The sequence below is a fragment of the Mycobacterium sp. UM_CSW genome, from assembly GCF_000455205.1.
Lineage (GTDB): Bacteria > Actinomycetota > Actinomycetes > Mycobacteriales > Mycobacteriaceae > Mycobacterium.
This window is the reverse complement of record NZ_AUWQ01000031.1, coordinates 11,613-37,016: the sequence shown is the minus strand read 5'-3', so window position 1 is coordinate 37,016 and position 25,404 is coordinate 11,613. Positions and strand designations below refer to the sequence as shown.

Here is a 25,404-nt window from a genome sequence, read left to right as displayed (position 1 = left end):
GCAAGGGTCCGCCCAATCAAGCGTCACGCCAGCAACGCGCGCGCCATGACGACGCGCTGAATCTGGTTGGTGCCCTCGTAGATCTGGGTGATCTTGGCGTCGCGCATCATCCGTTCGACCGGGAAATCGCGGGTGTAGCCCGCGCCGCCGAACAGTTGCACGGCGTTGGTGGTGACTTCCATTGCGACGTCGGAGGCGAAGCACTTGGCGGCCGATGAGATGAATCCCAAACCCTTTTCGCCACGTTCCGCCCGCGCGGCGGCCGTGTAGACCAGCAGCCGCGCGGCCTCCACCCGCATGGCCATGTCCGCGAGCATGAACTGCACGCCCTGGAAGTCGCTGACCGCGCGGCGAAACTGCTTGCGCTCCTTCGTGTACGCGATGGCGGCATCGAGGGCGCCCTGGGCGATGCCGACGGCCTGCGCGCCGATCGTCGGCCGCGTGTGGTCGAGGCTGGCGAACGCGGTCTTCAGGCCGGTGCCGGGCTCGCCGATGATCCGGTCGCCCGGGATGCGGCAGTCCTCGAAATAGAGTTCGGTGGTCGGTGAGCCCTTGATGCCCATCTTTCGTTCGCAGGGGCCGACGGCGAAGCCGGGATCGTCCTTGTGCACGACGAACGCCGAGATCCCGTTCGCGCCCTTGTCCGGGTCTGTTACCGCCATGACGGTGTACCAGGTTGACTTGCCGCCGTTGGTAATCCAGCACTTGGTGCCGGTGAGCACCCAGTCGTCGCCGGCGGCGCGCGCACGGGTGCGCATCGACGCCGGGTCGCTGCCGGCCTCCCGCTCGGAAAGCGCGTACGACGCCATCGCGTCGCCCGATGCCAGCGTCGACAGCACCTGCTGCTTCAGTTCCTCCGATCCGTTCAGGATCAGCCCGATGGTGCCGAGCTTGTTGACCCCGGGGATCAGCGACGACGAGACGCACACGCGGGCAACCTCTTCGATCACGATGCAGGTGGCGACCGAGTCGGCGCCCGGCCCGCCGTACGCCTCCGGGACGTGGACCGCCGGAAAGCCGGTGTCGTTCAGGACTTTGAGCGCCTCCTCCGGGAAACGCGCGTGCTCGTCGACGTCGGCCGCATACGGCGCGATCTCGGCCTCGCAGATGTCCCTCAACGCGACGCGCAGCTCGTGGTGCTCGTCGGGAAGCTTGAACAGCTCGAAATCCGATTTGCCGGGCGATGCCATGGCGAGGTCCCTTCGTTGGGAGAGGAATGAAACGTCGTGACGACGTTAAGGTCTCGGCCCGTCGATTCCATCGTCGCGGATCGACGAAGAATGGCGCCGCGTTTGTCGCCCGGGGACAGGTCGTCCGGCGGGGCGGCGATCAGGCGACGGCGCGCAGGTAGCCGAGGGCCTGCGCGGCGGCGTTGGCGCCGCACATTCCGTGCGCTCCGGGCCCCGGTGGGGTGGCGGCCGAGCAGATGTACATGCCGGGAATGCCAACGGCATACGGGGACAGCGTGATTCGTGGGCCAAACGTCAACTGGCGAATGTCCTTGGCCCCGGTCATGATGTCGCCGCCGGCATAGTTTGCGTTGTAGGACGCCATCTGCGTCGTCGAGCGCACCGCCTGGCCGACGATGCGCTCCCGGAAGCCGGGTGCGAAGCGCTCGATCTGGGCGATGATCGCCTCGGTCGCGTCGCCGGCATAGCCGTTGGGCACGTGGGCGTAGCTCCACACGGGATGCGTATTGCCCACCGAGCGTTGCGGATCCGCCAGGTACTGCTGGCCCACCAACACGAACGGCCGCTCGGGCATGCGCCCGGCATGGATGTCCCGCTCGGTCGCCGCCAGTTCGGCGTACGTGCCGGCCAGGTGAACGGTGCCCGCCCGGCGGGCATCGGGGTTTGTCCATGGCACGCCGCCCTCGACGGCGAAGTCGACCTTGAACGCGCCCGGCCCGCGGCGAAACCTGGTGAAGGCGCGCGAAACTCGACGCGGCAGCCGGTCGCCCAAAATACCCGCCACCGCCTCCGGTGCCAGATCGAACATCGTGACGTCCGCCGGTGGCAGCTCCGACGCCGCCTGGACCCGGACGCCGGTCTCGATCTTGCCGCCCAGGTCGGTCAGCAGCGCCACCATCGCGTTGGTGATCGCCTGCGACCCACCTTCGGCGACCGCCCAGCCGTACCGGTGACCGGCGGCCAGGATGCCCATCCCGATGGCCGACGTCATCGGGTAGTGCAGCGGCCTGAAGGCATGGGCGGCAACGCCTCCGAACAACGCCCGCCCCTCGTCGGTGCGGAAGAAGCGGGCGAACGTCGAACCCGGAAGCACGGTGGGCGCGCCGAACCGGGCCAGCATCAACGGGTGGTGCGGCGGCCGCAGCAGGGGCCGCATGATGTCCTCGCTCAGCGCGTCGAACCGGGCCGCCGAATAGCCGAACGCGAGCCGCCAGCGCGATCCGTCGCGTCCGAGACCGGCCGCGGTCCGCCCCACCGACCGGTGCAGGACGCCGGCGCCGCCGCCGTCGAGGGGATGCACGCAATCGATTGCGGGCCAGCGCCATGTCAGGCCGTACCGCTCCAACTCGAAACGGCTCAGGAACGGCGAGCCGACGGCCATCGGGTGAATCGCCGAGCAGTGGTCGTGCAGCAGGCCCGGCAAAATCGCCTCGCTGCTGCGGGCACCGCCACCCACCTCGTCGGCGGCCTCGAGCAGGGTGACCTGCACGCCCTCGGCGGCCAGGCAGATGGCGGCGGCGAGCCCGTTGGGCCCGCCCCCCACCACCGCTGCGGTAGTCATGCCAGCGCACTTTCCTTAACCGCGGCCGAGCCGAGCAGCGACCCAACGGCCGCGTCGCGCAGCGACCATTCGACCTCGGTCGGGATCGGGCCGTTGGGCAGCCAGGGCTGCTCGGCGACCGCGTCGGCCACCTTCCACGTGCCGCGCTCCACTACTCCGAGCGCCGCGTCGATCAGCTTGTAGTGCTGCACACCGCTGCCGAAGGCCTCCGACTCGACCCAGGCGATGACACATTCGCCCGGTTCGAACGCGGCTTGACTCTGCACGGCACTGATCAAGTCTTCATTGTGCAGGTGACCGTCGCCAAAGTTAAAGCCGATCAGAGAGTTGCAGATGAACTCACCGTCGCGCACGGCGCGGGTGTCAACATCGGGCAGGTGGGTCAACAGCAGCGAGTACAGGCCGCGCCCCTGGCTGTGCATGCAGCGCCACGCGGCCACCTTCTGCAGGGTGATCTCCGCCCACTTCGGCTCGTAGCCGGCCCCGACGAACTGGTCGATCTGGTTGGACGCGGTGCGGGTGACCCGGTTCAGTTTCTGTTCGGCGCCCGGTGTGAAGGTCCACACCGCCGACGCCCAGTTGCCCGCGTACTGACGCAGCGACGGCAGGAAGGACACCTTGTCCGGCCGGATGTTGCCTAGCACCGGGTAGACGAGCAGGGCGGCGGCAATCACGAGGGCCAGCCACGGTGGCGTCATGTCCCACGGGGCGTACCCGTTCCAGTTCGGAAAGCCGAGGAACAGGAAGATCGTGGTGTACGCGAACACGACGTTCCATTCCAGCGGCACCGCCAGCGGGAACGTCGAGATGATGAACAGGTGGAACCCCACCATCAGCATTGCCGCCGCCAGCGTCAGCCACTTGTTCGTCGAGAAGAACAGCACCAGTGGGGCGGCGATCTCGACGGTGGTGCCGTTCACGTGCGCCATGAAGTCCGCGAGCCGCGACGGCCGCATGTCGCGCCCGAAGTCGCGATAGTGCGCCCGCCGCACCCATTTGGGGGCGAATATCGTGTTGGAAACCATCGGCGGGATGACGTTGGAGAAGTGCTTGCCGAATTTCGAGAACCCGGCGCCGGTCCACACCACCACGATGAGCATCTTGCACGCGATGATCATGTTGACGAACGGCAATGCGGCGAAGAACAACAGCGCCGGCAAGTACTGTTCGCCGCGGGCGCCGAGGAAGATGGTTTTGTCGCGCAGCCCGATCAGCACCAGCAGCGCGATCGGCGCGACCAGCAGCGCAGGGTTCACCAGCCCGGAAGTGTTGTGGGGCAACGCCTTTGACAGCGAATCGCTGTGCACACCGGGCGACAGGAGCGCGACGGCCAGGCTGCCCAGCAGCGCCAGGTACACCGCGATGTCGAACCAGGTCCGCCGGTCACCGGCGGTGAACGGCACCCACTTCCACGGGCGCAGCCGGATGGTGCCGGGCCGGGCCCAGAACAGAATGCCGCCGGTCATCGGCTTGACCTTGCCGGCCAGCGGTCCCCATGAACCGGCCACGCCAATGGCTTCCAGCAGCACCGTCCACAGGATCACCTTCTGGTAGACGATCGGTTGGTTCCACCACTGGGTGACGTGCCAGAAGGCGGGCAGCCCCGAGGTCGCCGTCGCGACCGTGATGCCGCCGATCGCGAAGAACACGACCAACTTCAGGAGGTAGATGGTGTGCACCATCCTCGGTGAGCCGAAGCCGTTTTCGGCCCAATCGAGGACGAGGATCCGCATTCGTTCCATCAGTGGCTTCCCGAGGAAGCTATCCGGGTCGACCGCTGGGAGAGCCGGCTTGGTGAATCCCATTTCCTTCGCTCCTTCGGCGTCGGGAGTAAGCGTGGCCGCAACGCTAGGTTCCGTGTGCGGCGGGACACAGTCGCCGATCGACAAAACCGCTCGCCGGAGTTATCGCCAGAAGACAACGTCGCGTCTAACGTCATTGAGGTGAAGAAATCGCACGTCGACGCCCCGGACGCCGACGTCGTCGGAGTGAGGGGTTGCGTCGCCGAGGTCGCCGGCCGATTGCACGGGCGGTTGGCCGACGCGACGGCGGAGATCCATCGCGCCCTGGAAAACCAGATTCCGGACCTGCCGCGCGAGGCACGGATCATGGAGCTGCTCGGTGCCAGCATCGAGGGAAACGTCGACACGATGTTGCGCGCGTTGCGTTACGACATCGCGGTCGAGCGCGTCGAGGCGCCGACCGCGGCGCTGGAGTATGCCCGCCGATTGGCGCAGCACGGGGTGCCCGTCAACGCGCTGGTGCGCGCCTACCGGCTCGGCCAGCGCCGGATGAACGAGCTGATCTTCGCCGAGCTGCGCGAGGTCGATATCCCGGACGGGTTGCGGGTGGCGGTCATCGAGGCGATGAGTGCCGCGATGTTCTCCTACATCGACTGGATGTCCCAACAGGTCGTCGCCGTCTACGAAGACGAACGCGAGCGGTGGCTGGAGAACCAGAACAGCCTGCGCGGCCTGCGGGTGCGCGAGGTGTTGGCCGCCACCAAGGCCGTCGACGCCGACGCGGCCACCACGGCGATCCGCTACCCGCTGCGCTGGTACCACCTGGGCCTCGTCATGTGGTACCCGGAGCGGGACGGCGCGGGTGACGAACTGGCCAGGCTGCAACGATTCCTGCGCGAGCTGGGCGAAGCCGCCGCCGTCGACGCCGGGCCGCTGTTCGTGGCCGCCGACCAAAGCTGCGCATGGGGGTGGCTGCCCTACCGTGCCGCGCCGATCGACGCCGCCGACGTGGTCACGAAGATCCGCCGGTTTGTGCTCACCCGTCCGGACTCGCCGAACGTGGCGCTCGGGTCGGCCGGAGCCGGCGTCGAAGGTTTTCGCCGCACCCACCGGGACGCGATGGAGGCCCGCGGCGTCGCGGCGGCCGGGCGGCGGCCGAACGCTTCGGCTCCGACGGTGGTCGCCGCCACCGATCCGGGGCTGTCGGTCGTGGCGGGACTGGGCGGCGACGTCGAACGGATGCGGGGCTGGGTCGCCACGGTGCTCGGCGATCTCGCGAGCGACAACGACAACGACGCGCGACTGCGGGAGACGTTGCGTGTCTTTCTGGGTTGCGGTTCCAGCTACAAGCTGGCCGCCGAGGAGTTGAACATGCACTTCAACTCGGTCAAGTACCGGGTCGGACGTGCCGTCGCGAGGCGCGGGCGGGAGATCGGCGCCGACCGGCTCGACGTGGAGGTCGCGTTGCTCGCCTGCCACTGGTACGGAAGCGCGGTGCTGCGCCAGCCCTGAGGGTCAGCCCATGGCGGGAGCGGCGACGCGACGAGGCACCGCGAGCCGCGGGAGGCGAACCGCCGAGACCGCACGGATCGGCCGGTAGGTCGGTCGCAGGTCGCGGAAGAAGTGGACGGCGTGGACGGTCACCGGAATCAGCACGGGGGCGAAGACCGCCGTCACGTAGCTCGCGATCACCAGCATTGATTCGAACATGATGTGCCTGCGTTTCCCCGCTGAGCGGAATCGAAGATGTTGCGGTCTGATTCGCGGCAGAACTTAACGGCGCCGCGGCGCCGCACGGATGTCGCCGAGCGACGAACTTGCGACGCGTTGTTGTCTTCCGGGGACAATGGGGCGCCGCGGACGATCCGTTATCACAGAGCGCTGCGCGGTGTTGGCCGCGCCATTGTGCGATACCGAATTGTGTTGCCAAAGACATTTTCTTTACGCCGACGGGGGCGAATCATATTGTCATGACGAATACCGATCAGACCGTGTTTGAAGGTCCGTTACAGCAGCTTGCTCGCAGTGCGTGGCAGCTGCTCCTGCTCATCGGCCTCTCCGCCGTGGCGCTGGGCGTCATCGTGCTGGTCTGGCCTGGCAAGACACTGCTGGTGGCGGGTGTCCTGTTCGGCATCTACCTGGTGGTGTCCGGAATCGGATACATGTTTGCTGCATTTGGCACACACGCCGGCGCGGCAATGCGAGTGCTGGCATTCCTCACCGGCGTCGTATCGCTGGTGCTGGGATTCTTCTGCTTCCGCGACAAATTCGAGGCGATCTGGCTTTTGGCGCTGTGGATCGGCATTGGCTGGGTGTTCCGCGGGATGACCCTGCTCGTCGCTGCGCTGTCCTTCGACCACATGCCCGGACGCGGCTGGCAGGCACTCTCCGGTGTGATCCTCGTGATCGGCGGCGGCGTGCTGATCATCTCGCCGATCGATTCGATGGCGGTCCTGACGCTGGTGGCCGGGTGGTGGCTGATAGTCATCGGCATCATGGACGTCATCACGGCGTTCCAAACCCGCAGCCGGGCGAAGGCGTTGACCGGCTAGGGCAGTCGCCGCTCGACCTCGAAGGCCAGGCACAGCTCGGCGAGATCCCTTGGCCGCGAGAGGGATCGGCTCGTCAGCTCCTCGATGCGGCGCAACCGGTGCCGCACCGTGTTGGGGTGGCAGAAGATCTTCGTCGCGGTGTCGTTGGCCGAGCCGCCCGCCTCGACCCAGGCCCGGAACGTGTCGATCAGGATGGTGCGTTCCTCGTCGGGCAGTTCGTCGACGCGCGACAGCACCATCGATTTGATCCTGGCCATCGCTTCGGGCGCGCTGACCGCCGCGACGGCGAGCGGGGTGTCGTCGAAAAGGGAGACCAGCGATTGGCCGGAGGGCTTGCCGGTGACCGCGACCCTGGCCAGTCGCAGCGCGTCGCTGGTGTCGGCAAGCTCCTGAAACGCCGGGCTGATGCCCACTCGCGCGGTTGCGGCCTGGCCGAGCACCTCGACGAGGGCGTTCAGCCCGTCGGTCGGTTCGGGGCCCCGAAGGTGGACGATGCCCACCTGCAGGTCGGGCAGCAGCCGCCACGCCGACCGGATGTCGCGGGCCGACAGCTTGTTTTCGATCGCCGGCAATCCCAGCTTCCCGATCGCGGGCAGCTCGGCCGCCACCACGGCGTAGGGCCCCGACGTGGGTAATCGCAGCAAATCCGCTGCCTCCCAAAGGCTTTGGCTGTCGGTGATCCGGTGAGCCAGCAGCGCTTCCACCAACGCCGACCGTTCTTCCTCGCGCTCGAGAATCTGCGTGGTGAGCTGCTGGCGGTAGGCGGTGGCCATCGCCTGGGTGAAGGTGTCCTGCGCGAAGAAGATCCGGGCGGTGGCATCCAAGATGGCGTCGGTAGGTATCGCCGCGGCACGGGCGACGGACAGCGTCTCCTCCCACACGGAGCGAAAACCGATGCGGTAGGCGGTCATCACCGCCGGCAACGGCACACCGGCGAGCGCGCGCTCGGTGCCGGTGCGCTCCGCGGGCGAGACGTCGACGTCGGCGCCGCCGGTGAGCGAGTCGAAGATGAACGTCACGTTCGCGACGCAGCTTTCGGCCACTTGCTCCTTCGTGACGACGCTGCCGTCGCGGTAGGCCGCAATCTCGCGGCACAGCAGGTCGGCCATCGCCGTCCCCAACGCCGGGGCGCGGGCCAGCATGAGCCTGCCCAGTTCCACGACGTGCGGGTCCACCGCTGCGCCCGGCCGGACGCCGCGGCTTTTCGATGCCACGCCCATACCGCAAACCTTATGCCCGGGCGCCGGCGAATGTGACCGGTCACAGCCAACCGGCACGGTCGTTGTTTCCGCAAACATTGTCCCCCCGGGCCGCCCGGATAACGCTTGATGCACGCAGGAAACCACGTCCCGGAGGCACCCTATGACCTCGTTGAGCGCCAACCTCGTCGCATCGAAAGATCGTCACCCGCAACGGGTGGCGCTGCGCTGCGACGACTTGCGGTTCAGCTACGCCGAATTCGACGCCGCCGCGGCCCGGGTCGCGACGCTGCTCGAGCGCGCGGGGGTCGGGCCGGGCGACCGGGTAGGCGTGATGCTGCCCAATACACCGGCGTTCGCCATCGCGTTCTACGGCATCATGTATCGGGGCGCCGTCGCGGTCCCCATGAACCCGTTGCTCAAGGCCCGCGAGGTCTCCTACTACCTGTCCAACACCGCCGCCAAGGCCATGTTCGCCACGCCCGCCTTCGCCGAGGAGGCGACCGCCGGGGCGGCCGAGGCCGGGGCGCACTGCTGGATCGTCGACGACGCCGCGCTGGCGGACCTCATCGCCGACCTGCCCGCCCAAACCTCCCCGGTGCAGCGTGACGACGACGACGTCGCCGTCATCCTGCACACGTCCGGGACCACGGGTAAACCCAAGGGCGCCACGCTGACCCACGGCAACCTCGGCCGCAACGCCGAGGTCAGTATCCGGACGCTGGTCAAGCTCGGGCCCGACGACGTCGTGATGGGCTGCCTGCCGCTGTTCCACGTCTTCGGGTTGACGTGCGCCCTCAACGGTTCTGTCCTCAGCGGTGCGACGCTGACGCTCATTCCGCGCTTCCACCCGGCCAAGGCCCTCGAGGTGATCGAGCGGGACGCCGTCACGGTGTTCGAAGGGGTGCCGACCATGTATTCGGCGTTGCTCAGCGTGGCGGACGAGGCCGCGGCCCGGGCGACGCGGAGCCTGCGGACCTGCGTCTCGGGCGGCGCGGCGCTGCCTCTGCAGGTCCTCACCGACTTCGAAAAGGCTTTCGGATGCACGGTTCTCGAGGGGTACGGGCTTTCCGAGAGTTCCCCGGCGGCCGCGTTCAACCATCCGGACCGGCCCCGCAAGGCGGGCTCGATCGGCACCCCGATCGAGGGTGTCGAGATGCGGGTGGTCGGGCCAGACGGCGTCGAGGTCCCGCGGGGGGAGACGGGCGAGATCCAGATCCGCGGCCACAACGTGATGAAGGGCTACTGGAACCTTCCGGACGCGACCAGGGCAGCGGTCACCGCCGACGGCTGGCTCAACACCGGCGACGTCGGGCGCGTCGACGAAGACGGCTACTTCTACATCGTCGACCGCACCAAGGACATGATCATCCGCGGCGGGTACAACGTCTATCCCCGCGAGATCGAGGAGGTGCTCTATGAGCACCCCGCGGTGGCCGAGGCCGCCGTCATCGGCGTCCCGCACGATTCCCTCGGCGAGGACGTCGGCGCCGCGGTCGCGCTCAAAGAGGGCGCGGTCGCGACGCCGGAAGAGTTGCGCGACTACGTCAAAGCCCGGGTGGCCGCGTACAAGTACCCGCGCCTGGTGTGGCTCGTCGACGCGCTGCCCAAGGGGCCGACCGGCAAGCTCCTCAAACGCGAAATCACCGCCCCGACAACCGAAAGCACGCGATAGCCATGACTACCCAAACGACCAAACCCGACGAGCTCGCCGCCCCGCTCGACCTGCTGCTGACCAGCGCCACCAAGCCGTTCGTCAGCCGGATGATGCCCGACGACACCTGGACCCGCTTCGGTGTCAACCTCGCCAAGCAACCCGGCGCCGTTGCCGGCCGGGTCGGCGCGCTGACGCGTGAGCTCGGCGCCGTCGCGGCGGGCAATTCGGAGCGCGTCCCGGTCCGGGCCGACAAGCGCTTCAGCGACCCCGCCTGGCAGGACAACCCGGTCCTGCACCGGATCATGCAGGCCTACCTCGCGGCGAGCGAGGCCGCCGAGGGGCTGCTCGCCGACGCCCAGCTGGACTGGCGGGACAACGAGAGAATGCGGTTCGTCATCGACAACCTCGTCGAGGGCCTGGCCCCGAGCAACAACCCGCTGATCAGCCCGCTGGGCTGGAAGGCGATGATCGACACCGGCGGGCTTAGCGCCGTGCGCGGCCTGAAAGCCTTTGCGCGGGACATGCTTTCGAAGCCCAGGGTGCCCGCGATGGTCGAGCCCGACGCGTTCGTGGTGGGCGAGACGGTGGCCGTCACGAAGGGGGCGGTCGTCCTGCGGACGTCGATGTTCGAGCTGATCCAATACGCGCCGCAAACGCCGAAGGTCAACGAGATCCCGTTGCTGATGGTGCCGCCGGTGATCAACAAGTTCTACATCATGGACATCGCCCCCGGGCGCAGCATGATCGAGTACTTCGTCCAGCAAGGGCAACAGGTCTTCGCGATTTCGTGGCGCAATCCGCAAAAGCGGCACCGGGATTGGGGCTTCGACGCGTACGGCGCCGCGATCGTCGAGGCGATGGATGCGGTGCAGAAGATCGCCGGGACCGACAGCACCCACCTGCTGGCCACCTGCTCGGGTGGCATCCTGGCGGCGATGACGGCGGCCCACCTCGCCGACATCGGAGAGGGCGACCGGATCGCGGGCCTCAACCTGTCGGTCACCGTGCTCGACGAGACTCGGGCCGGTTTCGCGGCCGCCATGATGAGCGACCGCGCGGCCCAGGCGGCGATCCGGGTCTCGCGCCGGAAGGGCTACCTGGACGGGCGCGACATGGCGGAGATGTTCGCCTGGCTGCGGCCCACCGACCTGGTCTGGCGCTACTGGGTGAACAACTATGTGCAGGGCCGCAAGCCGGCGGCTTTCGACGTCTTGTTCTGGAACGCCGACACCACCCGGATGACCGCCGCGTTGCACCGCGACATGATCCTGATGGCGCAGCGCAACGCCCTGGTCACCCCGGGCGCGCTCACCATGCTGGGCAGCCCGGTCGACCTGGGGAACGTCACCGCCGACGCGTACGTCGTCGGGGGCATCGCCGACCACATCTGCCCGTGGCAGGCCACCTATCGCAGCGCGCGGCTGCTGGGCAGCAAGGACAACCGCTTTGTGCTGTCGACCAGCGGCCACATCGCCGCGTTGGTCAACCCGCCCGGCAACCCCAAGGCGTCCTTCCGGACCGGTCCCGTCGATGCCGAAGACCCGAAGCAGTGGCTGGAGTCGTCGCAGAAGGCCAGCGACTCCTGGTGGCCGGACTACGCCGGCTGGCTCGCCGAGCGCAGCGGCCCGCAGGTCGACGCACCGACAACCCTTGGGGCAGAAGGCCTCCCGCCGCTCGGGCCGGCCCCCGGCGGCTACGTGATGGAGAAGTGAGTGAAGCGCAGCGCACCGCAAAGGCGCCTCCGCGTGATAACGCCCAGCACGATCGGCGAACAGCGCTACGTCACCGCGGGCGGCCAGCGGATCCGGGTCAACGTGCGGCAAGGGACGGGCGTACCGCTGGTGCTGTGCAACGGCATCGGGGCCAGCCTCGAGGTGCTCGATCCGCTGGTGGAGCGGTTGGAGTGCACGGTCATCAGGTTCGACGTGCCCGGGACCGGGGGATCGCCGACGTCCCTGCTCCCGTACGGCTTTCCCTACCTGGCCTGGGTGTTGGGCCGCGTGCTGACGAAGCTGGGCGTCGGCGTGGTGGACGTTTTGGGGCTGTCCTGGGGCGGCGCGCTCGCCCAGCAGTTCGCGTTCCAGAACCCGCGCCGCTGCCGGCGGATGGTGCTGGTGGCGACCGGCACCGGCGTCTTGATGGTGCCGGCCCGCCCGTCGGTGCTGGCGAAAATGGCCACGCCGCGCAGGTTCTCGGATCCCGACTATGCCGCCGCCATCGCCAGTGAGCTCTACGGCGGTACCGTCCGCGCTCACGGTGAAGACGTGGCGCGGCTGTTTGTGCGGCAGCTGCACGCCGGATCCAAGGTCGGCTACCTGCACCAGCTGCTCGCCGGCTCGGTGTGGACCAGCCTGTTCGCCCTGCCCGCGCTGCGGCAGGAGACGCTGATCGTGGCCGGCACCGACGACCCGATCATCCCGGTGGTCAACGCCCGCATCATGAACGCGTTGCTGCCGCACTCGCGGCTGCACCTGCATTCCGGCGGGCACATCGACGTCGTGCACAACGCGGTCGAACTCGCGCCCGTCATCGAGAAGTTCCTCGACGAACCGGGGGCACGCGCCTAGCGCCCGAACACCTTTGGTGCGCGAGCGTAACCTGGCTGCGAAATTTGGCGCGGATTTTCGCGGTGCGGTTACGTTCGCGGAGCCGGAACGCGCCTAGGCCTGGATGTCCGCGGTGACCGCGTCAGTCAGCCGGATCAGGTCGGAAGGCGCCACCGCGACGTCCCAGCCGCGACGGCCGGCGCTGCAGTACACCCGGTCGAAGGCGAGCGCGCCGGCGTCGACGACCGTGGGCAGGCGCTTGCGCTGCCCGAACGGCGACACCGCGCCGACGATGTATCCCGTAGCCCGTTGGGCGGCACCGGGTTCGGCCATCTCGGCCCTGGCCACCCCCAGCGCCGCGGCGGCGGCCTTGAGCGACAATCTGGACGCCGCGGGCACCATCGCGACGGCCAGCCCGTCGGGCACGGAGATGATCAGCGTCTTGTAAATCTGCTCCGGCACCACGCCGGCGCGGCCCAGCGCCTGGACCGCCTCCACGCCGAACGACGATTCCCGCGGATCGTGATCGAACTTGACGACCTCGTGCGGCACACCGGCTTTGACGAGCGCCGCGATGCCCGGTGTGGCGGCGGCGGCCACGGTCTTCTGATGGTCGTGACCCGCTGCGCCCGGCTCCGCCGCGCTTGCGATCACGACTAGGGCCCCGTGTACCCCGGCGGGTTGACGCCGTCGACCCAGAAGTCGACGCCGAGCTTGGAGCCGGGAATGCAGTCGTAGACCGACAGATCCTTGACGCCGGATTCCACCAGCACGTCCTCGCACAGCAGCATGTGGCCGGTGTACTCGCGGGCGGGCTTGTTGAGGATCACGTAGGCCGCGTCGGAATACACTTCGGGCTTGCGCGCCCGGCCCATCGCCTCGTCGCCGCCGAGCAGGTTCTGCACCGCGGCCGTCGCGACCAGCGTGCGCGGCCACAGCGTGTTCGACGCGATGCCCGCCTCGCGCATCTCCTCGGCGATGCCCAGCGCGCACAGCGTCATGCCGAACTTGGCCATCATGTAGGCGGTCGGCTTCAACCACTCCTTGCCGAGCAGCACCGGCGGCGACAGCGTCAGGATGTGCGGGTTCTCCCGGCCTTTCATGTGCGCCAGGCAGGCCTGCGAGACGGCGTACGTGCCGCGCACCTGGATGCCGTTCATCAGGTCGAACCGCTTCATCGGCACCTCAGTGATCGAGCCCAGGTTGATCGCCGACGCGTTGTTCACACAGATGTCGATGCCGCCGAACTGCTCGACGGTCTTGGCCACCGCCGCCTCGACCGAATCCGGGTCGCGGACGTCCCCGACGATCGGCAGGGCCTGCCCGCCCGCGTCCTCGAGCTCCTTGGCGGCCGTATATACCGTGCCCGGCAGTTTGGGGTGCGGCTCGGCGGTCTTGGCGATCAGCGCGATATTGGCGCCGTCCTGCGCGGCGCGTTTGGCGATCGCCAGGCCGATTCCACGACTGGCACCGGAGATGAACATGGTCTTGCCGTTCAGGGACATGGCGTCACATTAACGCCACGCCCGAACCGCCCCCGATTCCGCCCGGGAAATAGCCGGCTGCCCCATGCTGTTAAAACAGTCGGTTTCTGATGCAGATGCAGCCGCCAGACAGACCTGAACGGACACTGTCAGGGGCAGCCTTTAGATTGGGAGGAGCAGTCTGGTGCCAACCGCGACGTGCCTAATGGGCGCTGCCCAGCGGGACGAGCAGTTGACCCGGTCGCTTGCGAGCTCGGCGGCTTTCTGGGTGCCGGCCGGCGACATCGCTGCAGAAGGGACCGTGTTACTGAAGATGGCCGATACCGACGGCGAGGCGACTCCGGGGGCTGCCGAACCGGCACCGCCGCAGGAGACGGACGAGGAACTCACGGCGCGATTCGAGCGCGACGCGATTCCGCTGCTGGACCAGCTCTACGGTGGTGCGCTGCGCATGACGCGCAACCCCGCCGACGCCGAGGACCTGCTGCAGGAAACGATGGTGAAGGCCTACGCGGGATTCCGCTCGTTCCGGGCCGGCACCAACCTCAAGGCCTGGCTGTACCGGATCCTGACCAACACCTACATCAACAGCTACCGCAAGCGGCAGCGCCAGCCCGCCGAGTACCCGACCGAGGAGATCACCGACTGGCAGTTGGCGTCCAACGCCGAGCACTCCTCGACCGGCCTGCGTTCGGCGGAGGTCGAGGCGCTCGAGGCGCTGCCCGACAACGAGATCAAAGAGGCGCTGCAGGCGTTGCCGGAGGAGTTCCGGATGGCGGTCTACTACGCCGACGTCGAGGGTTTCCCGTACAAGGAAATCGCCGAGATCATGGACACGCCGATCGGGACGGTAATGTCTCGGCTGCACCGCGGCAGACGTCAGCTGCGCGGTCTCTTGGCCGACGTGGCCAAGGAGCGCGGATTCAACCGCGGCCAACATGCGCACGAGGAGGTGCCGTCATGAGCGAGTCTGCCGGCCCTGCCGAGCCCCGCGCCGATGACAGCCATTCCCACGGCCTGGGCTGCGCCGAAGTGATCGCCGAGGTATGGACTCTGCTCGACGGCGAGTGCACGCCCGAGGCGAAGGAGCGGCTGCGCCAGCACCTCGAGGCGTGCCCCGGATGCTTCCAGCATTACGGCATCGAGGAGCGGCTCAAGGCGCTGATCGCGACCAAGTGCACGGGCGAGAAGGCCCCCGAGGGCCTCAAGGAACGCCTCCGGCTGGAAATCCGCCGGACCACCATCATCCGCGGCGTGGAGTAGCTACTCCGTCAGGAGTTGGGCCGCTTGCCGTGGTTGGCCTTGCTGTACTTGCGGTCGCGCTTCTTCCGGCCACGCTTGGCCATCTCTTCGAACCTCCGTGATTGGTCGGGCGCCGCGCACCCGTTAGCTTGCCTCACATTGTCTCACGCCCCGCGTGCCGCGGTCCCGGCCGGTCCTGTGGTTCGATATACATGAGCTCGACAGACCAGCAGTCGGCATGCACCAACGGCCAGGATGAGTGGGGTGAAGATGGCGGAGGATGTTCGCGCCGAGATCGTGGCCAGCGTGCTCGAGGTCGTTGTCAGCGAGGGTGACCAGATCGGCAAGGGCGACACGGTGGTGCTGCTGGAGTCGATGAAGATGGAGATCCCGGTTTTGGCCGAAGTCGACGGCACCGTCAGCAAGGTGAGCGTGTCGGTGGGCGACGTCATTCAGGCGGGCGACCTTATCGCCGTCATCAGCTAGCCGTTGGGCCGTTCGTATCTGCCGCCGGGAATCGACGCGGGGGTGATGGATGTCCACGCTCGGTGATCTGCTCGCCGAACACACGATGCTGCCGGGCAACGCGGTGGACCACCTGCACGCGGTGGTGGGGGAGTGGCAGCTGCTGGCCGACCTGTCGTTCGCCGACTACCTGATGTGGGTTCGCCGCGACGACGGCGTGCTGGTATGCGTGGCGCAGTGCCGCCCGAACACCGCGCCCACGGTGCTGCTCACCGACGCCGTGGGCAGCGTCGTCCCCGCCGACCGGCTGTCGCTCGTCGCCGAGGCTTTCGACACCGGCGCCGTCGTCGTGCAGGAACACCCTGCGGGCCAACAACATTCGTCGGAGCTGCCCGGCCCGCACGTCGAGGCGTCCCCCGTGCGCTACGGCGGCAACGTGGTCGCGGTGCTGACCCGGCACCAAACCGCGGAAGCCGCCGTCCGCGCGTCCGGCCAGCTGGAGACCGCCTACCAGGAGTGCGCCACGGACCTCATGCACATGCTCGCCGAGGGCACCTTCCCCGACGTCGGCGACGTGGTCATGTCGCGCTCGACCCCCCGGGCCGGCGACGGCTTCATCCGCCTCGACGTCGACGGCGTCGTCGCCTATGCCAGCCCCAACGCGCTGTCGGCGTACCACCGGATGGGGCTGACGGCCGAGTTGGAGGGCCGCAACCTGGTCAAGGTGACGCGGCCGCTGATCTCCGACCCGTTCGAGGCGCAGGAGCTGGCCGAGCACGTGCTCGACCTGCTCGCCGGCGGGCGGAGCATGCGGATGGAGATCGACGCCGGGGGAGCCACGGTGTTGCTGCGGACGCTGCCGCTGGTGGTGCACGGCGCCAGCGCCGGTGCCGCGGTGCTGATCCGCGACATCACCGAGGTCAAGCGCCGCGACCGGGCCCTGATCTCCAAGGACGCCACCATCCGCGAGATCCACCACCGGGTGAAGAACAACCTGCAGACGGTGGCCGCGCTGCTGCGCCTGCAGGCCCGGCGGACCGCCAACGCCGAGGGGCGGGAGGCGCTCATCGAGTCGGTGCGCCGGGTGTCGTCGATCGCCCTGGTGCACGACGCGCTGTCGATGTCGGTGGACGAGCAGGTGAACCTGGACGAGGTCATCGACCGGATCCTGCCGATCATGAACGACGTGGCGTCGGTGGACCGGCCGATCCGCATCAACCGGGTCGGCGACCTGGGCGTGCTGGACTCCGACCGCGCGACGGCCCTGATCATGGTGATCACAGAGCTCGTCCAGAACGCGATCGAGCACGCCTTCGACCCGGCCGCCCAGGAAGGGTCCGTCACCATTCGCGCCGAGCGCTCGGCGCGCTGGCTCGACGTTGTCGTGCACGACGACGGCCGGGGACTGCCCGACGGGTTCAGCCTGGACAACTCCGACAGCCTGGGCCTGCAGATCGTGCGGACCCTGGTGTCGGCGGAGCTGGACGGCACGCTAGGGATGCGGCACGCCCCGGCCCGCGGCACCGATGTGGTGCTGCGGGTGCCGATCGGGCGGCGAACAAGACTGTTGATATAGACGGACGCCTACACAACGGTGCGGCCCCGACAATCGTCGGGGCCGCACCGTATGCAGACTGCGTCAGACTCCGCTGCGTGCCTTCGTCCGGGCGTTGCGACGCTTGAGTGCGCGCCGCTCATCTTCGCTCATGCCCCCCCAGACGCCCGAGTCCTGGCCGGTGTTCAGGGCCCACGACAAGCATTCCGTGGTCACCTGGCACCGATTGCAGACCAGTTTCGCGTCAGCGATCTGTGCGAGCGCCGGGCCGCTGTTCCCTACCGGGAAGAACAGCTCCGGGTCCTCGTCGCGACAGACCGCCTTGTGGCGCCAATCCATAAGTTGTTACTCCTCACTGAGTGCGCAGCAAGGCGCACGGTCTTTTTCTTCGGCTGTTAAAGCGTGCACAAGAAAAGGGTCCGCGCCCCTACATGAATTTCTGCATGCAACCTTTCGATCGTTTCACAGGCTCTACAGATGTCAATAGTCGTGCGTAGCTCGTGGGCTATCTCACTTCACAGACTTCTTATTCGAGCCCTTAGTCCGTTGTACTACACTGCCGCGCGATTTCCCCTGTGATTTTCGTCCGGTTGGCAGGTCTCCGCAGCTCAGAGGTGGTTTTTTCCGGGCGGCGCGACCACCGGCAGCGCATCCGGGACCGTCCTGAAAGTCATGGTCTGGCGCAGGCCGAGGTAATCCCCGTCGAACTGGCTCGCCACCGGGCCGCCGGTCGAGGTCACCCGCAGGCAGCTGGCGTTGTCGTCGCGGATGAGCTGTTTCGGTTCGCCCTTCGGGCCGTTGCCCAGCAGCTGGCTGACCAGCCGCAGCGTGGGGAACACCTTCATCTCGGTGAGCGCGAACACCCCGAGGCCCGACTCGAAGCTGCAGCCGGGGTTGGTGACCAGCGGGCGGCTGTTGCTGTAGGTCCACGGGCTGGTGTTGGACACCCACGCGAAGTGCACGCCGCTGACGGGCTCGCGGCCGGCCAGCTCCACCGTCAGGATCGGCTCGCGACGGCGAAAAGCCAAGGTGACGGGGATCGCCACGCGCCAATAGCGCAACGGGGTGACCTTGACACCCTTGTCGCGCTGCCTTTCCACCGCGGCCACCACCTCCGCGTCGACGCCCATCCCGGCGTTGATCACGGCCCACTGCTCGCCGCAGTCGATCAGGCTGATGCGACGCCAGGTCTGATGACGGCGGTAGTCGTCGAGCAGCTGGATGAGCTGGTTGGTCGCGGCGACCGGGTCGGGCGAAATGCCCAGCGAGCGGGCCAGCACGTTCGCCGACCCGCCGGGCACCACCGCGAGGGCGGGCACGTGCCCCGAGGGCGCCGTGCCGGGGCGGCCCAGCAGGCCGTTCACCACGCCGCTCACCGTGCCGTCGCCGCCGTGCACGACGACCAGGTCGACCCCGTCCTCGACCGCCTTGTGCGCGAGTTCGGTGCCGTGACCCCGGTGACTGGTGTGTTCGACGGTCAGGTGCAGGCGGCTCTTGAGCGCGTGCGCGAGAAGGTCGCGACCGGCTGCGGTGGTGGACGTGGCTGTGGGATTCACGATCAGCACGGCGCGCATGATCCACGAGCTTAGGCGGGGCCGTTATGGCCGCGCTGTGCGGTAATGGCCCGTGACTACGCTGGCGCTGTGAACCCGCGCGTCCCGTCCACCGTCCGCGCGGCGGGGGTGATCGTCGCGGTAGAGGGTGTGGCGGCGCTGCTCATGGCGGCGGTGCTGGTGGTTCGGGGAATCGCGGGGGCCGACCAACGCGTGGTCAACGGGCTGGGCACGGCGGTGTGGTTTCTCCTCGTCGGCGCCGTGGTGCTTGCCGCGGGGCGCGCGCTGGTGCTCGGCAAGCGCTGGGGCCGCGGGGTGGGCGTTTTCACGCAACTGTTGTTGCTACCGGTGGCGTGGTACCTGGCGGTCGGCTCGCACCGGCCGGCGTTCGGCGTTCCGCTGGGCGTCGTGGCGCTGAGCGTGTTGGTCTTGCTCTTCACGCCGGCGGCCGTGCGCTGGGCCGCCGGCCGCGATCAGGGCCGCCCCGCCAGCTCGGCCAACGGCGGGCCGGACAGCCGGTAGGTGGTCCACTCGCGCTGCGGCGCGGCGCCGACGCCGTCGTACAGCGCGATCGCGTCGACGTTCCAGTTCAGCACCGCCCACGACAACCGGGTGTACCCGTTGTCGAGGCACTCGCGGGCCAGCGCCGACAGGAGCTTGCGGGCCAGACCGCGGCGGCGAAAACCGGGCCGCACGAACAGGTCTTCGAGGTAGATGCCCGCCACCCCGTCCCAGGTGGAGAAGTTCATGAACCACAACGCCATCGCCGCGACCTCGCCGTCGACCTCGGCCACGTGCCCGTGCACGATGGGTGAATTGCCGAAAAGCGCTGTCGAAATTTGCGTTTCGGTGACGGTACATTGCTCCGGGGCACGTTCGAATTCGGCGAGCGCGTGAATCATGTCGGTAATATCGCCGGCGTCCGCCGGGATGGCACGGCGGATGTTTTCCGTCATTGCCCGGCTCCCAGCGCGTTCAAAATGGTGGCGAATTTCGTTGTGGTTTCGGCGACTTCGGCGTCGGGGTCGGATTCGGCGACGATTCCCCCACCGGCGCGCGCGAGCGCGGTGCGGCGGTCGGCCGACAGCTGCGCGCAGCGCAGCGACACCACCCAGGAGCCGTCGCCGCCGGCGTCGCACCAGCCCACGGCGCCGGCGTAGAAGCCGCGGTCACCCTCCAGCTCGGCGATGAGCTCGGTCGCGGCCTTCGTCGGAACGCCGCCGACCGCCGGGGTCGGGTGCAGCGCCAGCGCCAGATCGATTGCGGTGGTTGACTTGTCGCGCAGGCGGCCACTGATCGGGGTGCACAGGTGCCAGACCGCCGCGGTGCGGCTCAACTGGGGGTCTTCGGCGATGATCAGCTCGTCGCACAGCGGTTCCAGCGCCGCCCGCATGGTGTCGATCACCAGACGATGTTCGTGCCGGTCCTTGGCGGAACGGGCCAGCGCGGCTCCGTTGGCCGCGTCGGCTTCCGGGTCGGCGGCCCGCGGGGCCGAACCGGCGAACGGCTGGCACACCACGCGATCGCCGGTGCGCGCGACCAGAAGTTCGGGGCTGGCGCCCACCAGCGCCACGCCCGCGTAGTCGTCGCCGGCGGCACTCAGGTCCACGAGGTAGCCATAGGCGGCCGGGTCGGCGGTGACCAGGCGGCGCAGGATCACGCGGGCATCCAGCGGCGCGTCGGCGACCAGTTGCAGGGCGCGGGCCAGCACCACCTTGTGCAGCGGGTTGGCCTCTGCCGTCAGCTCCTCGCGGGCGCGAATGATCCGCGCGCGGTAGTCGGCCGGCGGCGGCACCGCGGCGGCGACGCGCACCGGCGGCAACGGGCCCGCCGGCCAGTCGGGCGGCTCGTCGGTGGAACGCACGGCGCCCGGCGCCAGCAGGGCCGCGGGCCGGCTCACGTCGAAAGGCAACGCGCCCAACACTATTGGGGCGGATCCGGAGCGCAGCGCCTGCTGGGCAGCGGTCACGTCGCTGTAGCTGGCGCGCACCCCCTCGGCGACCAGCGTCCCCCGGGGCCCGCACAGCGCGAACGGCGGTTCGGCGCTCACCCGGGTGCGATCGCCTGCGGCTGGCCGGTCAGCCCGAGCGCCATGAGCTGTCGCACTCCGTGCTCGAACCCGCACACGGCGATCGACCCGGCGAGCATCCAGAACCGGCTGCCCTCGACGAGCGGCAACTCCACCCAGCGCGTGATCACCGAGCGGGAGAAGTGGCTGTGGCCGACGAACACCACGTCACGCGTCCCCATGTGCCCCAACGCAAATTCGACGGCCTTGTCCGCGCGGTCGCTGACCTGCGCCACGCTCTCGCCGCCCGGGCATCCGTGCGTCCACACCAGCCAATCGGGGTCGAGTTCCCGGATCTGCTTGGTCGTCAACCCCTCGTAGTCGCCGTAGTCCCATTCGGCGAGCATGGGGGACACCTCATCGACGGTGAGGCCCGCCAACTTGGCGGTGGTCAGCGCGCGGATGCGCGGGCTGCTGACCACCAGCGGGTCGGTGAGGTTCAGTTCGCTGAGAACGCGGCCGGCGAGCTCGGCCTGGACCCGGCCGTGATCGGTGAGCTCGAGGTCGGTGCGACCCGTGTGCTGGCCGGATTTGGACCAGGGGGTCTCGCCGTGGCGGAGCAGCACCAGCCGGTGGTTGTAGATGCCCATGCCGACCGATTCTGCCGGACGGAAATGCCAGTGGCCCTCTGGAGTTGTTGCTTAGAGCGCATGGCGACCGAACATGCCAGGATGGGCACTGTGACCGTGGCAACAAGGAGGGGCGGGCGCTCGTGACCGCGCGGTGACGATGCAGTGGGGGTACCTCCCGCTTGCGGGGGACGAAGCGATGAGGAGGAGCCGCGCTCATGAGTAAGACCCGGGTATTGGCGGTGGCCAACCAGAAGGGCGGGGTCGCCAAGACGACCACGGTCGCCTCGATTGGGGCGGCGATGGCGGACGAGGGCCGGCGGGTGCTGCTCGTGGACCTGGATCCGCAGGGTTGCCTGACCTTCTCGCTCGGCCAGGACCCCGACAAGCTGCCGGTGTCGGTGCACGAGGTCCTGCTCGGTGAGGTCGAACCGAGCGCCGCGCTGGTCACCACGATGGAGGGAATGACGCTGCTGCCGGCCAACATTGACCTCGCGGGCGCCGAGGCGATGCTGCTGATGCGGGCCGGCCGCGAATACGCGCTCAAACGCGCGCTGGCCAAGCTCGCCGACCAGTTCGACGTGGTCGTCATCGACTGCCCGCCGTCGCTGGGCGTGCTCACCCTCAACGGGCTGACGGCGGCCGACGAGGTCATCGTGCCGCTGCAGTGCGAGACGCTGGCGCACCGCGGCGTCGGTCAATTCCTGCGCACGGTCGCCGACGTCCAGCAGATCACCAACCCGGACCTGCGGCTGCTGGGCGCTTTGCCGACGCTGTACGACTCCCGCACCACCCACACCCGCGACGTGTTGCTCGACGTCGCCGACCGCTACGAAATGCCGGTGCTCGCCCCGCCGATCCCGCGCACGGTGCGGTTCGCCGAGGCGAGCGCCTCGGGGTCGTCGGTGATGGCGGGGCGCAAGAACAAGGGCGCGGTGGCCTACGCCGAGTTGGCGAAGGCGTTGCTCAAGCACTGGAAGACCGGCAAGCCGCTGCCGACGTTCGCCGTCGAGATTTGACGGCTTTCCGTGTGAGCTGACGGCTTTCCGTGTGAGCTGACGGCGCGGCCGCTCGGCGTGTCGCCGCCCAGGATTCACACGCGACGGCCGGGCTCAGCCCAGCGCCACCACGGTGTCGCCGCGCTGCTCGAACACCCGCGATCCCGAAGCGGCCGGGACGACCGCGGCGGCGCTGGGCGCGCGATTCACCGGGATGTAGCGCTCGTTCGCGCCGCTGAGCGGGTCGTAGACGCCGATCGCCCCGGTGACCGGCACCAGCAGCCGGCCGGCCATCATGACGCCCGGGCCCAGCGGCGCGGTCGTCTCGCCCGCGGCGATCGTGTAGCGCAGGGTCAGGTTGCTCGCCTCGAACACCATCAACGAATCGCCGGTCCACCAGGTGACCAGGTTGCCCGTCTGCGACACCGCCGCCGATTTCGTCGGCGGCTTGGCCAGCAGCGTGCTCGCCACGGTCGTGCCGGTGTCGTCGACGACCTCGACCCTGGGTTGCGGGGACGGCAGGTACACCGCGGTGTTGTTCTCCCAGACGGTCAGCACCCGGGCGCCCGAATTCGCCCCGATCCCGGGTTCTGCCACGACATGTTGCTGGGGTTCGTCGTCTTCCTTGCCGGGGCGCAGCAGGACCAGCCGCAGGTCGGCCTGCTGGGCGCAGCTCTCTAGCACCGACACTGCCGACGAGCTGGCCGCCGCCGAGATCAGCCGGCACCCCGAGTGCAGCCCGCGCGCCGACGGCTTCACCCGGGCGTCGGTCTCGCCGTAGGCCAGCATTCGGACCATGTCGGAGCGCCACAGCTCGAGCCGGGTGTCGCCGGTCGACAACACCGTGGTGCCGTCGGAGGAAAGGCGCACGCTCGGGTCGGCGTAGCCGCTGCGCGCGGCGCCGCGCCGGCCCGTGGCGCCGTCGAGCGTGCTGACCTGCCCGCACCCGCGGTCGTCCTTATAAACGGCGACGGCGTAGTGGTAGACCCAGGACAGCCCGCACAGGTCCGTGTCGCGCGCGTAGCTCCAGCGGGACTGGCCCGTGCCCGGGTCGCGCCCGTCGACCTCGCGGCCGTCCGCGGTGGCGATCGTCCCGCTGACCACGACGGGCGCGGTGGTGCCGGGGCTTCGCGCGGTCCACAGCTGCTTCAGGGTGGCCGGGACTTCGCGGGCGGGCGTCGGGGCCGGCGCCGGGGTGGCGGCGGGGCGGCTGACGGTCGCCCGTGCGTCGCTGGTCCACCAGATCAGCGCCGCCACGAGGGCGACGACGATCACGATCGCCGCCGCGGCCAACATGTCGCCCCTCGTGCGGCGCTCCGGTTTGACCATGCGGCGGCGCGGGCCTCAGTTGGCTGCGGCGGCTGCGGTGCTTGGGGTGTCGGCGGGCTTGCGGCGCCGGCGGCGGCGCCGGCTGCTCCCGGAGGTGCCGGTGGGCGCGCCGGACGTCGTCTCCGCCGGGGCTTCGCCGTTGGTGGCGGCGGGGTGTGCCGTGACGGGCTGACCGCCGCGGGTGCGCCGTCGCCGCGCGCCGGAGCGCGAGCGGCCGGACTTCTCCGCCTTTTCCGACCCCTGGCGGCCGTCGCGTTCGGTCTCGCGGCGCTTGACCGGTGACTTGCGGGGCGAGCCGACCGTGCCGCCCGCCTCGGTTGGGATGCCCAGCTCGTCGTAGAGGTGCGGCGAGCTGGAGTAGGTCTCGGCGGGGTCCGGGGTCTCCAGACCCAGGGCTTTGTCGATCATCGTCCAGCGGGGCAGCTCGTCCCAGTCCACCAGGGTGACGGCGACCCCGGTCTTGCCGGCGCGCCCGGTGCGGCCGATCCGGTGCACGTAGGCCTGTTCGTCCTCGGGGATCTGGTAGTTGATGACGTGGGTGACGTCGTCGATGTCGATGCCGCGGGCGGCCACGTCGGTGGCGACGAGCACGTCGATGTCGCCGGTGCGGAACGCCTTGAGCGCCTTCTCCCGCGCGATCTGGCCCAGGTCGCCGTGCACGGCGCCGACCTTGAACCCTCGCTCGGCCAGTTCGTCGGCGACCTTCTGCGCGGTGCGCTTGGTGCGGGTGAAGATCATCGTCGCGCCGCGGCTCTCGGCCTGCAGCACACGGCTGACCAGCTCCACCTTGTCCAGCGCGTGGGCCCGGTAGACGAACTGCTCGGTGGTGTCGTGCGTGGCCGCCGAGTGCGGCGCCTCCGCGCGGATGTGGGTCGGCTGGTTCATGAACGTGCGGGCCAGCGTGATGATCGGGCCCGGCATGGTCGCCGAGAAGAGCATCGATTGCCGGTCTTCGGGGATTTGCCGCAGGATGCGCTCGATGTCGGGCAGGAAGCCCAGGTCGAGCATCTCGTCGGCCTCGTCGAGCACCAGCATGGACAGCCCGCCCAGCTGCAGGTGGCCCTGCTGGGCCAAGTCGAGCAGCCGGCCGGGGGTGCCGACCACAACGTCGGCGCCGGTCTGCAGCGCCTCGATTTGCGGCTCGTAGGCCCGTCCCCCGTAGATCGACACCACGGAGAGCCGGCGGTCGTCGTCTGCGGTCAGGTATTTCGCGGCGGCCGCGAGGTCCTCGGTCACCTGCAGGCAGAGCTCGCGGGTGGGCACCACGACCAGCGCGCGGGGCGTGCCGTTGAGCGGCCGGACGCCGACGCCGGCGGTGATGCGCTGCAGCAGCGGCACGCCGAACGCGAGGGTCTTGCCCATGCCGGTGCGGGCCTGGCCGATCACGTCGTCGCCGGCGAGGGCCAGCGGCAGGGTCAGTTCTTGGATGGCAAACGGGCTCTCGATGCACTTTTCCGACAGTGCGCGGACGATTTCGTCGCGGACGCCGAGTTTGGCAAAGGTGAGTTCAGTTGTGCTGGTGGGTGCGGTCATACGCGGGTGAAAGCCTTTCGGTGACGTTATTCGCCTGTTGTGTCGGTGTTCTCTGTCGCGGTCACGCGCGCACGAGTTCCGACTACGAATACGTCGCCGAGTCGCGGCCCGAAGATCCTGGGCCAGCTGTGCACGCACATTTCGCAGATACTGGCGGCGAT

At 68.9% G+C, this 25,404-nt stretch carries 25 protein-coding genes; 11 read left to right on the top strand and 14 right to left on the bottom strand.

Features of this window, described 5'->3' with window-relative positions; all coding sequences use genetic code 11:
* Positions 1 to 23 precede the first annotated feature (23 nt).
* The 3 genes from N415_RS12765 to N415_RS12755 all read right to left on the bottom strand — a co-directional run bounded on the left by N415_RS12765 (position 24) and on the right by N415_RS12755 (position 4,556).
* Positions 24 to 1,190: an acyl-CoA dehydrogenase gene (locus N415_RS12765; protein WP_068181873.1), complete on the bottom strand. Its 1,167-nt coding sequence runs from the start codon at positions 1,188 to 1,190 to the stop codon at positions 24 to 26.
* Positions 1,191 to 1,329: 139 nt separating this feature from the next.
* The gene (locus N415_RS12760; RefSeq protein ID WP_068181870.1) at positions 1,330 to 2,751 is read right to left on the bottom strand and encodes an NAD(P)/FAD-dependent oxidoreductase; all 1,422 of its coding nucleotides are present in this window, start codon (positions 2,749 to 2,751) and stop codon (positions 1,330 to 1,332) included.
* Positions 2,748 to 4,556 (bottom strand): DUF3556 domain-containing protein, encoded by a 1,809-nt coding sequence (locus tag N415_RS12755; protein WP_068181868.1) that lies wholly within the window; start codon positions 4,554 to 4,556, stop codon positions 2,748 to 2,750. The genes N415_RS12760 and N415_RS12755 overlap by 4 nt, the downstream gene beginning before the upstream one ends.
* Positions 4,557 to 4,694: 138 nt before the next feature.
* On the opposite strand from N415_RS12755, the gene N415_RS12750 reads away from it, so the two are divergent.
* A complete protein-coding gene (locus N415_RS12750) occupies positions 4,695 to 6,005 on the top strand; it encodes a helix-turn-helix domain-containing protein (protein ID WP_081665219.1) in 1,311 nt (436 codons plus the stop codon).
* Between the two features lie 3 nt (positions 6,006 to 6,008).
* On the opposite strand, the gene N415_RS12745 is transcribed toward N415_RS12750, so the two are convergent.
* Complete coding sequence (locus N415_RS12745; protein WP_068181865.1) at positions 6,009 to 6,203, bottom strand: hypothetical protein; 195 nt, start codon at positions 6,201 to 6,203, stop codon at positions 6,009 to 6,011.
* A 260-nt stretch (positions 6,204 to 6,463) separates the two neighbouring features.
* On the opposite strand from N415_RS12745, the gene N415_RS12740 reads away from it, so the two are divergent.
* Positions 6,464 to 7,045: a DUF308 domain-containing protein gene (locus N415_RS12740; protein WP_068181862.1), complete on the top strand. Its 582-nt coding sequence runs from the start codon at positions 6,464 to 6,466 to the stop codon at positions 7,043 to 7,045.
* On the opposite strand, the gene N415_RS12735 is transcribed toward N415_RS12740, so the two are convergent.
* A complete protein-coding gene (locus N415_RS12735) occupies positions 7,042 to 8,265 on the bottom strand; it encodes a helix-turn-helix domain-containing protein (protein ID WP_081665218.1) in 1,224 nt (407 codons plus the stop codon). The genes N415_RS12740 and N415_RS12735 overlap by 4 nt on opposite strands.
* 142 nt (positions 8,266 to 8,407) lie before the next feature.
* Here N415_RS12735 and N415_RS12730 point away from each other — a divergent pair, with 142 nt between their 5' ends.
* The 3 genes from N415_RS12730 to N415_RS12720 are packed head-to-tail and all read left to right on the top strand — an operon-like array spanning position 8,408 to position 12,468.
* Positions 8,408 to 9,919, top strand: coding sequence for a long-chain fatty acid--CoA ligase (locus N415_RS12730; protein ID WP_068181860.1), 1,512 nt, complete (start codon positions 8,408 to 8,410; stop codon positions 9,917 to 9,919).
* A gap of 2 nt (positions 9,920 to 9,921) precedes the next feature.
* The gene (locus tag N415_RS12725) at positions 9,922 to 11,613 is read left to right on the top strand and encodes an alpha/beta fold hydrolase (RefSeq protein ID WP_152531353.1); all 1,692 of its coding nucleotides are present in this window, start codon (positions 9,922 to 9,924) and stop codon (positions 11,611 to 11,613) included.
* Between the two features lie 33 nt (positions 11,614 to 11,646).
* Positions 11,647 to 12,468, top strand: a complete 822-nt coding sequence (locus tag N415_RS12720) for an alpha/beta fold hydrolase (RefSeq protein ID WP_068181857.1) — start codon at positions 11,647 to 11,649, stop codon at positions 12,466 to 12,468.
* Between the two features lie 93 nt (positions 12,469 to 12,561).
* Here N415_RS12720 and N415_RS12715 read toward each other — a convergent pair whose 3' ends face one another.
* Both N415_RS12715 and N415_RS12710 read right to left on the bottom strand, forming a co-directional pair.
* Positions 12,562 to 13,047 (bottom strand): aminoacyl-tRNA deacylase, encoded by a 486-nt coding sequence (locus tag N415_RS12715; RefSeq protein WP_068181992.1) that lies wholly within the window; start codon positions 13,045 to 13,047, stop codon positions 12,562 to 12,564.
* 56 nt (positions 13,048 to 13,103) lie between these two features.
* On the bottom strand, positions 13,104 to 13,952 hold the full coding sequence (locus N415_RS12710) for an NAD(P)-dependent oxidoreductase (RefSeq protein WP_068181853.1): 849 nt from the start codon (positions 13,950 to 13,952) through the stop codon (positions 13,104 to 13,106).
* Positions 13,953 to 14,244: 292 nt separating this feature from the next.
* Here N415_RS12710 and N415_RS12705 point away from each other — a divergent pair, with 292 nt between their 5' ends.
* The 4 genes from N415_RS12705 to N415_RS12690 all read left to right on the top strand — a co-directional run bounded on the left by N415_RS12705 (position 14,245) and on the right by N415_RS12690 (position 17,214).
* The gene (locus N415_RS12705) at positions 14,245 to 14,895 is read left to right on the top strand and encodes a sigma-70 family RNA polymerase sigma factor (RefSeq protein ID WP_161630304.1); all 651 of its coding nucleotides are present in this window, start codon (positions 14,245 to 14,247) and stop codon (positions 14,893 to 14,895) included.
* A complete protein-coding gene (gene rsrA, locus N415_RS12700) occupies positions 14,892 to 15,194 on the top strand; it encodes a mycothiol system anti-sigma-R factor (RefSeq protein WP_068112269.1) in 303 nt (100 codons plus the stop codon). The genes N415_RS12705 and rsrA overlap by 4 nt, the downstream gene beginning before the upstream one ends.
* 249 nt (positions 15,195 to 15,443) lie before the next feature.
* On the top strand, positions 15,444 to 15,659 hold the full coding sequence (locus N415_RS12695) for a biotin/lipoyl-binding carrier protein (RefSeq protein ID WP_067159260.1): 216 nt from the start codon (positions 15,444 to 15,446) through the stop codon (positions 15,657 to 15,659).
* A gap of 49 nt (positions 15,660 to 15,708) precedes the next feature.
* A complete protein-coding gene (locus N415_RS12690) occupies positions 15,709 to 17,214 on the top strand; it encodes a sensor histidine kinase (protein WP_068181846.1) in 1,506 nt (501 codons plus the stop codon).
* Positions 17,215 to 17,277: 63 nt separating this feature from the next.
* Here the strand turns inward: N415_RS12690 and whiB1 are convergent, their stop codons facing one another.
* Positions 17,278 to 17,532: a transcriptional regulator WhiB1 gene (gene whiB1, locus N415_RS12685; protein WP_066932419.1), complete on the bottom strand. Its 255-nt coding sequence runs from the start codon at positions 17,530 to 17,532 to the stop codon at positions 17,278 to 17,280.
* Positions 17,533 to 17,801: 269 nt separating this feature from the next.
* Positions 17,802 to 18,767: a diacylglycerol kinase family protein gene (locus N415_RS12680; protein WP_068181843.1), complete on the bottom strand. Its 966-nt coding sequence runs from the start codon at positions 18,765 to 18,767 to the stop codon at positions 17,802 to 17,804.
* A 69-nt stretch (positions 18,768 to 18,836) separates the two neighbouring features.
* Here N415_RS12680 and N415_RS12675 point away from each other — a divergent pair, with 69 nt between their 5' ends.
* On the top strand, positions 18,837 to 19,268 hold the full coding sequence (locus tag N415_RS12675; RefSeq protein ID WP_239645525.1) for a hypothetical protein: 432 nt from the start codon (positions 18,837 to 18,839) through the stop codon (positions 19,266 to 19,268).
* Here N415_RS12675 and N415_RS12670 read toward each other — a convergent pair.
* From N415_RS12670 to N415_RS12660, 3 genes are read right to left on the bottom strand one after another with little or no spacing between them, the layout of a single operon-like run.
* Positions 19,220 to 19,702, bottom strand: a complete 483-nt coding sequence (locus tag N415_RS12670; RefSeq protein ID WP_068181837.1) for a GNAT family N-acetyltransferase — start codon at positions 19,700 to 19,702, stop codon at positions 19,220 to 19,222. The two genes, N415_RS12675 and N415_RS12670, sit on opposite strands and share 49 nt — an antisense overlap.
* Complete coding sequence (locus N415_RS12665) at positions 19,699 to 20,796, bottom strand: isochorismate synthase (RefSeq protein WP_068181833.1); 1,098 nt, start codon at positions 20,794 to 20,796, stop codon at positions 19,699 to 19,701. The genes N415_RS12670 and N415_RS12665 overlap by 4 nt, the downstream gene beginning before the upstream one ends.
* Positions 20,793 to 21,404: an acid phosphatase gene (locus N415_RS12660; RefSeq protein WP_068181830.1), complete on the bottom strand. Its 612-nt coding sequence runs from the start codon at positions 21,402 to 21,404 to the stop codon at positions 20,793 to 20,795. The genes N415_RS12665 and N415_RS12660 overlap by 4 nt, the downstream gene beginning before the upstream one ends.
* 197 nt (positions 21,405 to 21,601) lie before the next feature.
* On the opposite strand from N415_RS12660, the gene N415_RS12655 reads away from it, so the two are divergent.
* The gene (locus tag N415_RS12655) at positions 21,602 to 22,402 is read left to right on the top strand and encodes a ParA family protein (protein ID WP_068181828.1); all 801 of its coding nucleotides are present in this window, start codon (positions 21,602 to 21,604) and stop codon (positions 22,400 to 22,402) included.
* A gap of 93 nt (positions 22,403 to 22,495) precedes the next feature.
* Here N415_RS12655 and N415_RS12650 read toward each other — a convergent pair whose 3' ends face one another.
* Both N415_RS12650 and N415_RS12645 read right to left on the bottom strand, forming a co-directional pair.
* The gene (locus N415_RS12650; RefSeq protein ID WP_068181824.1) at positions 22,496 to 23,710 is read right to left on the bottom strand and encodes a lipase chaperone; all 1,215 of its coding nucleotides are present in this window, start codon (positions 23,708 to 23,710) and stop codon (positions 22,496 to 22,498) included.
* Between the two features lie 15 nt (positions 23,711 to 23,725).
* Positions 23,726 to 25,243: a DEAD/DEAH box helicase gene (locus N415_RS12645; RefSeq protein ID WP_068181820.1), complete on the bottom strand. Its 1,518-nt coding sequence runs from the start codon at positions 25,241 to 25,243 to the stop codon at positions 23,726 to 23,728.
* Between the last annotated feature and the right edge of the window lie 161 nt (positions 25,244 to 25,404).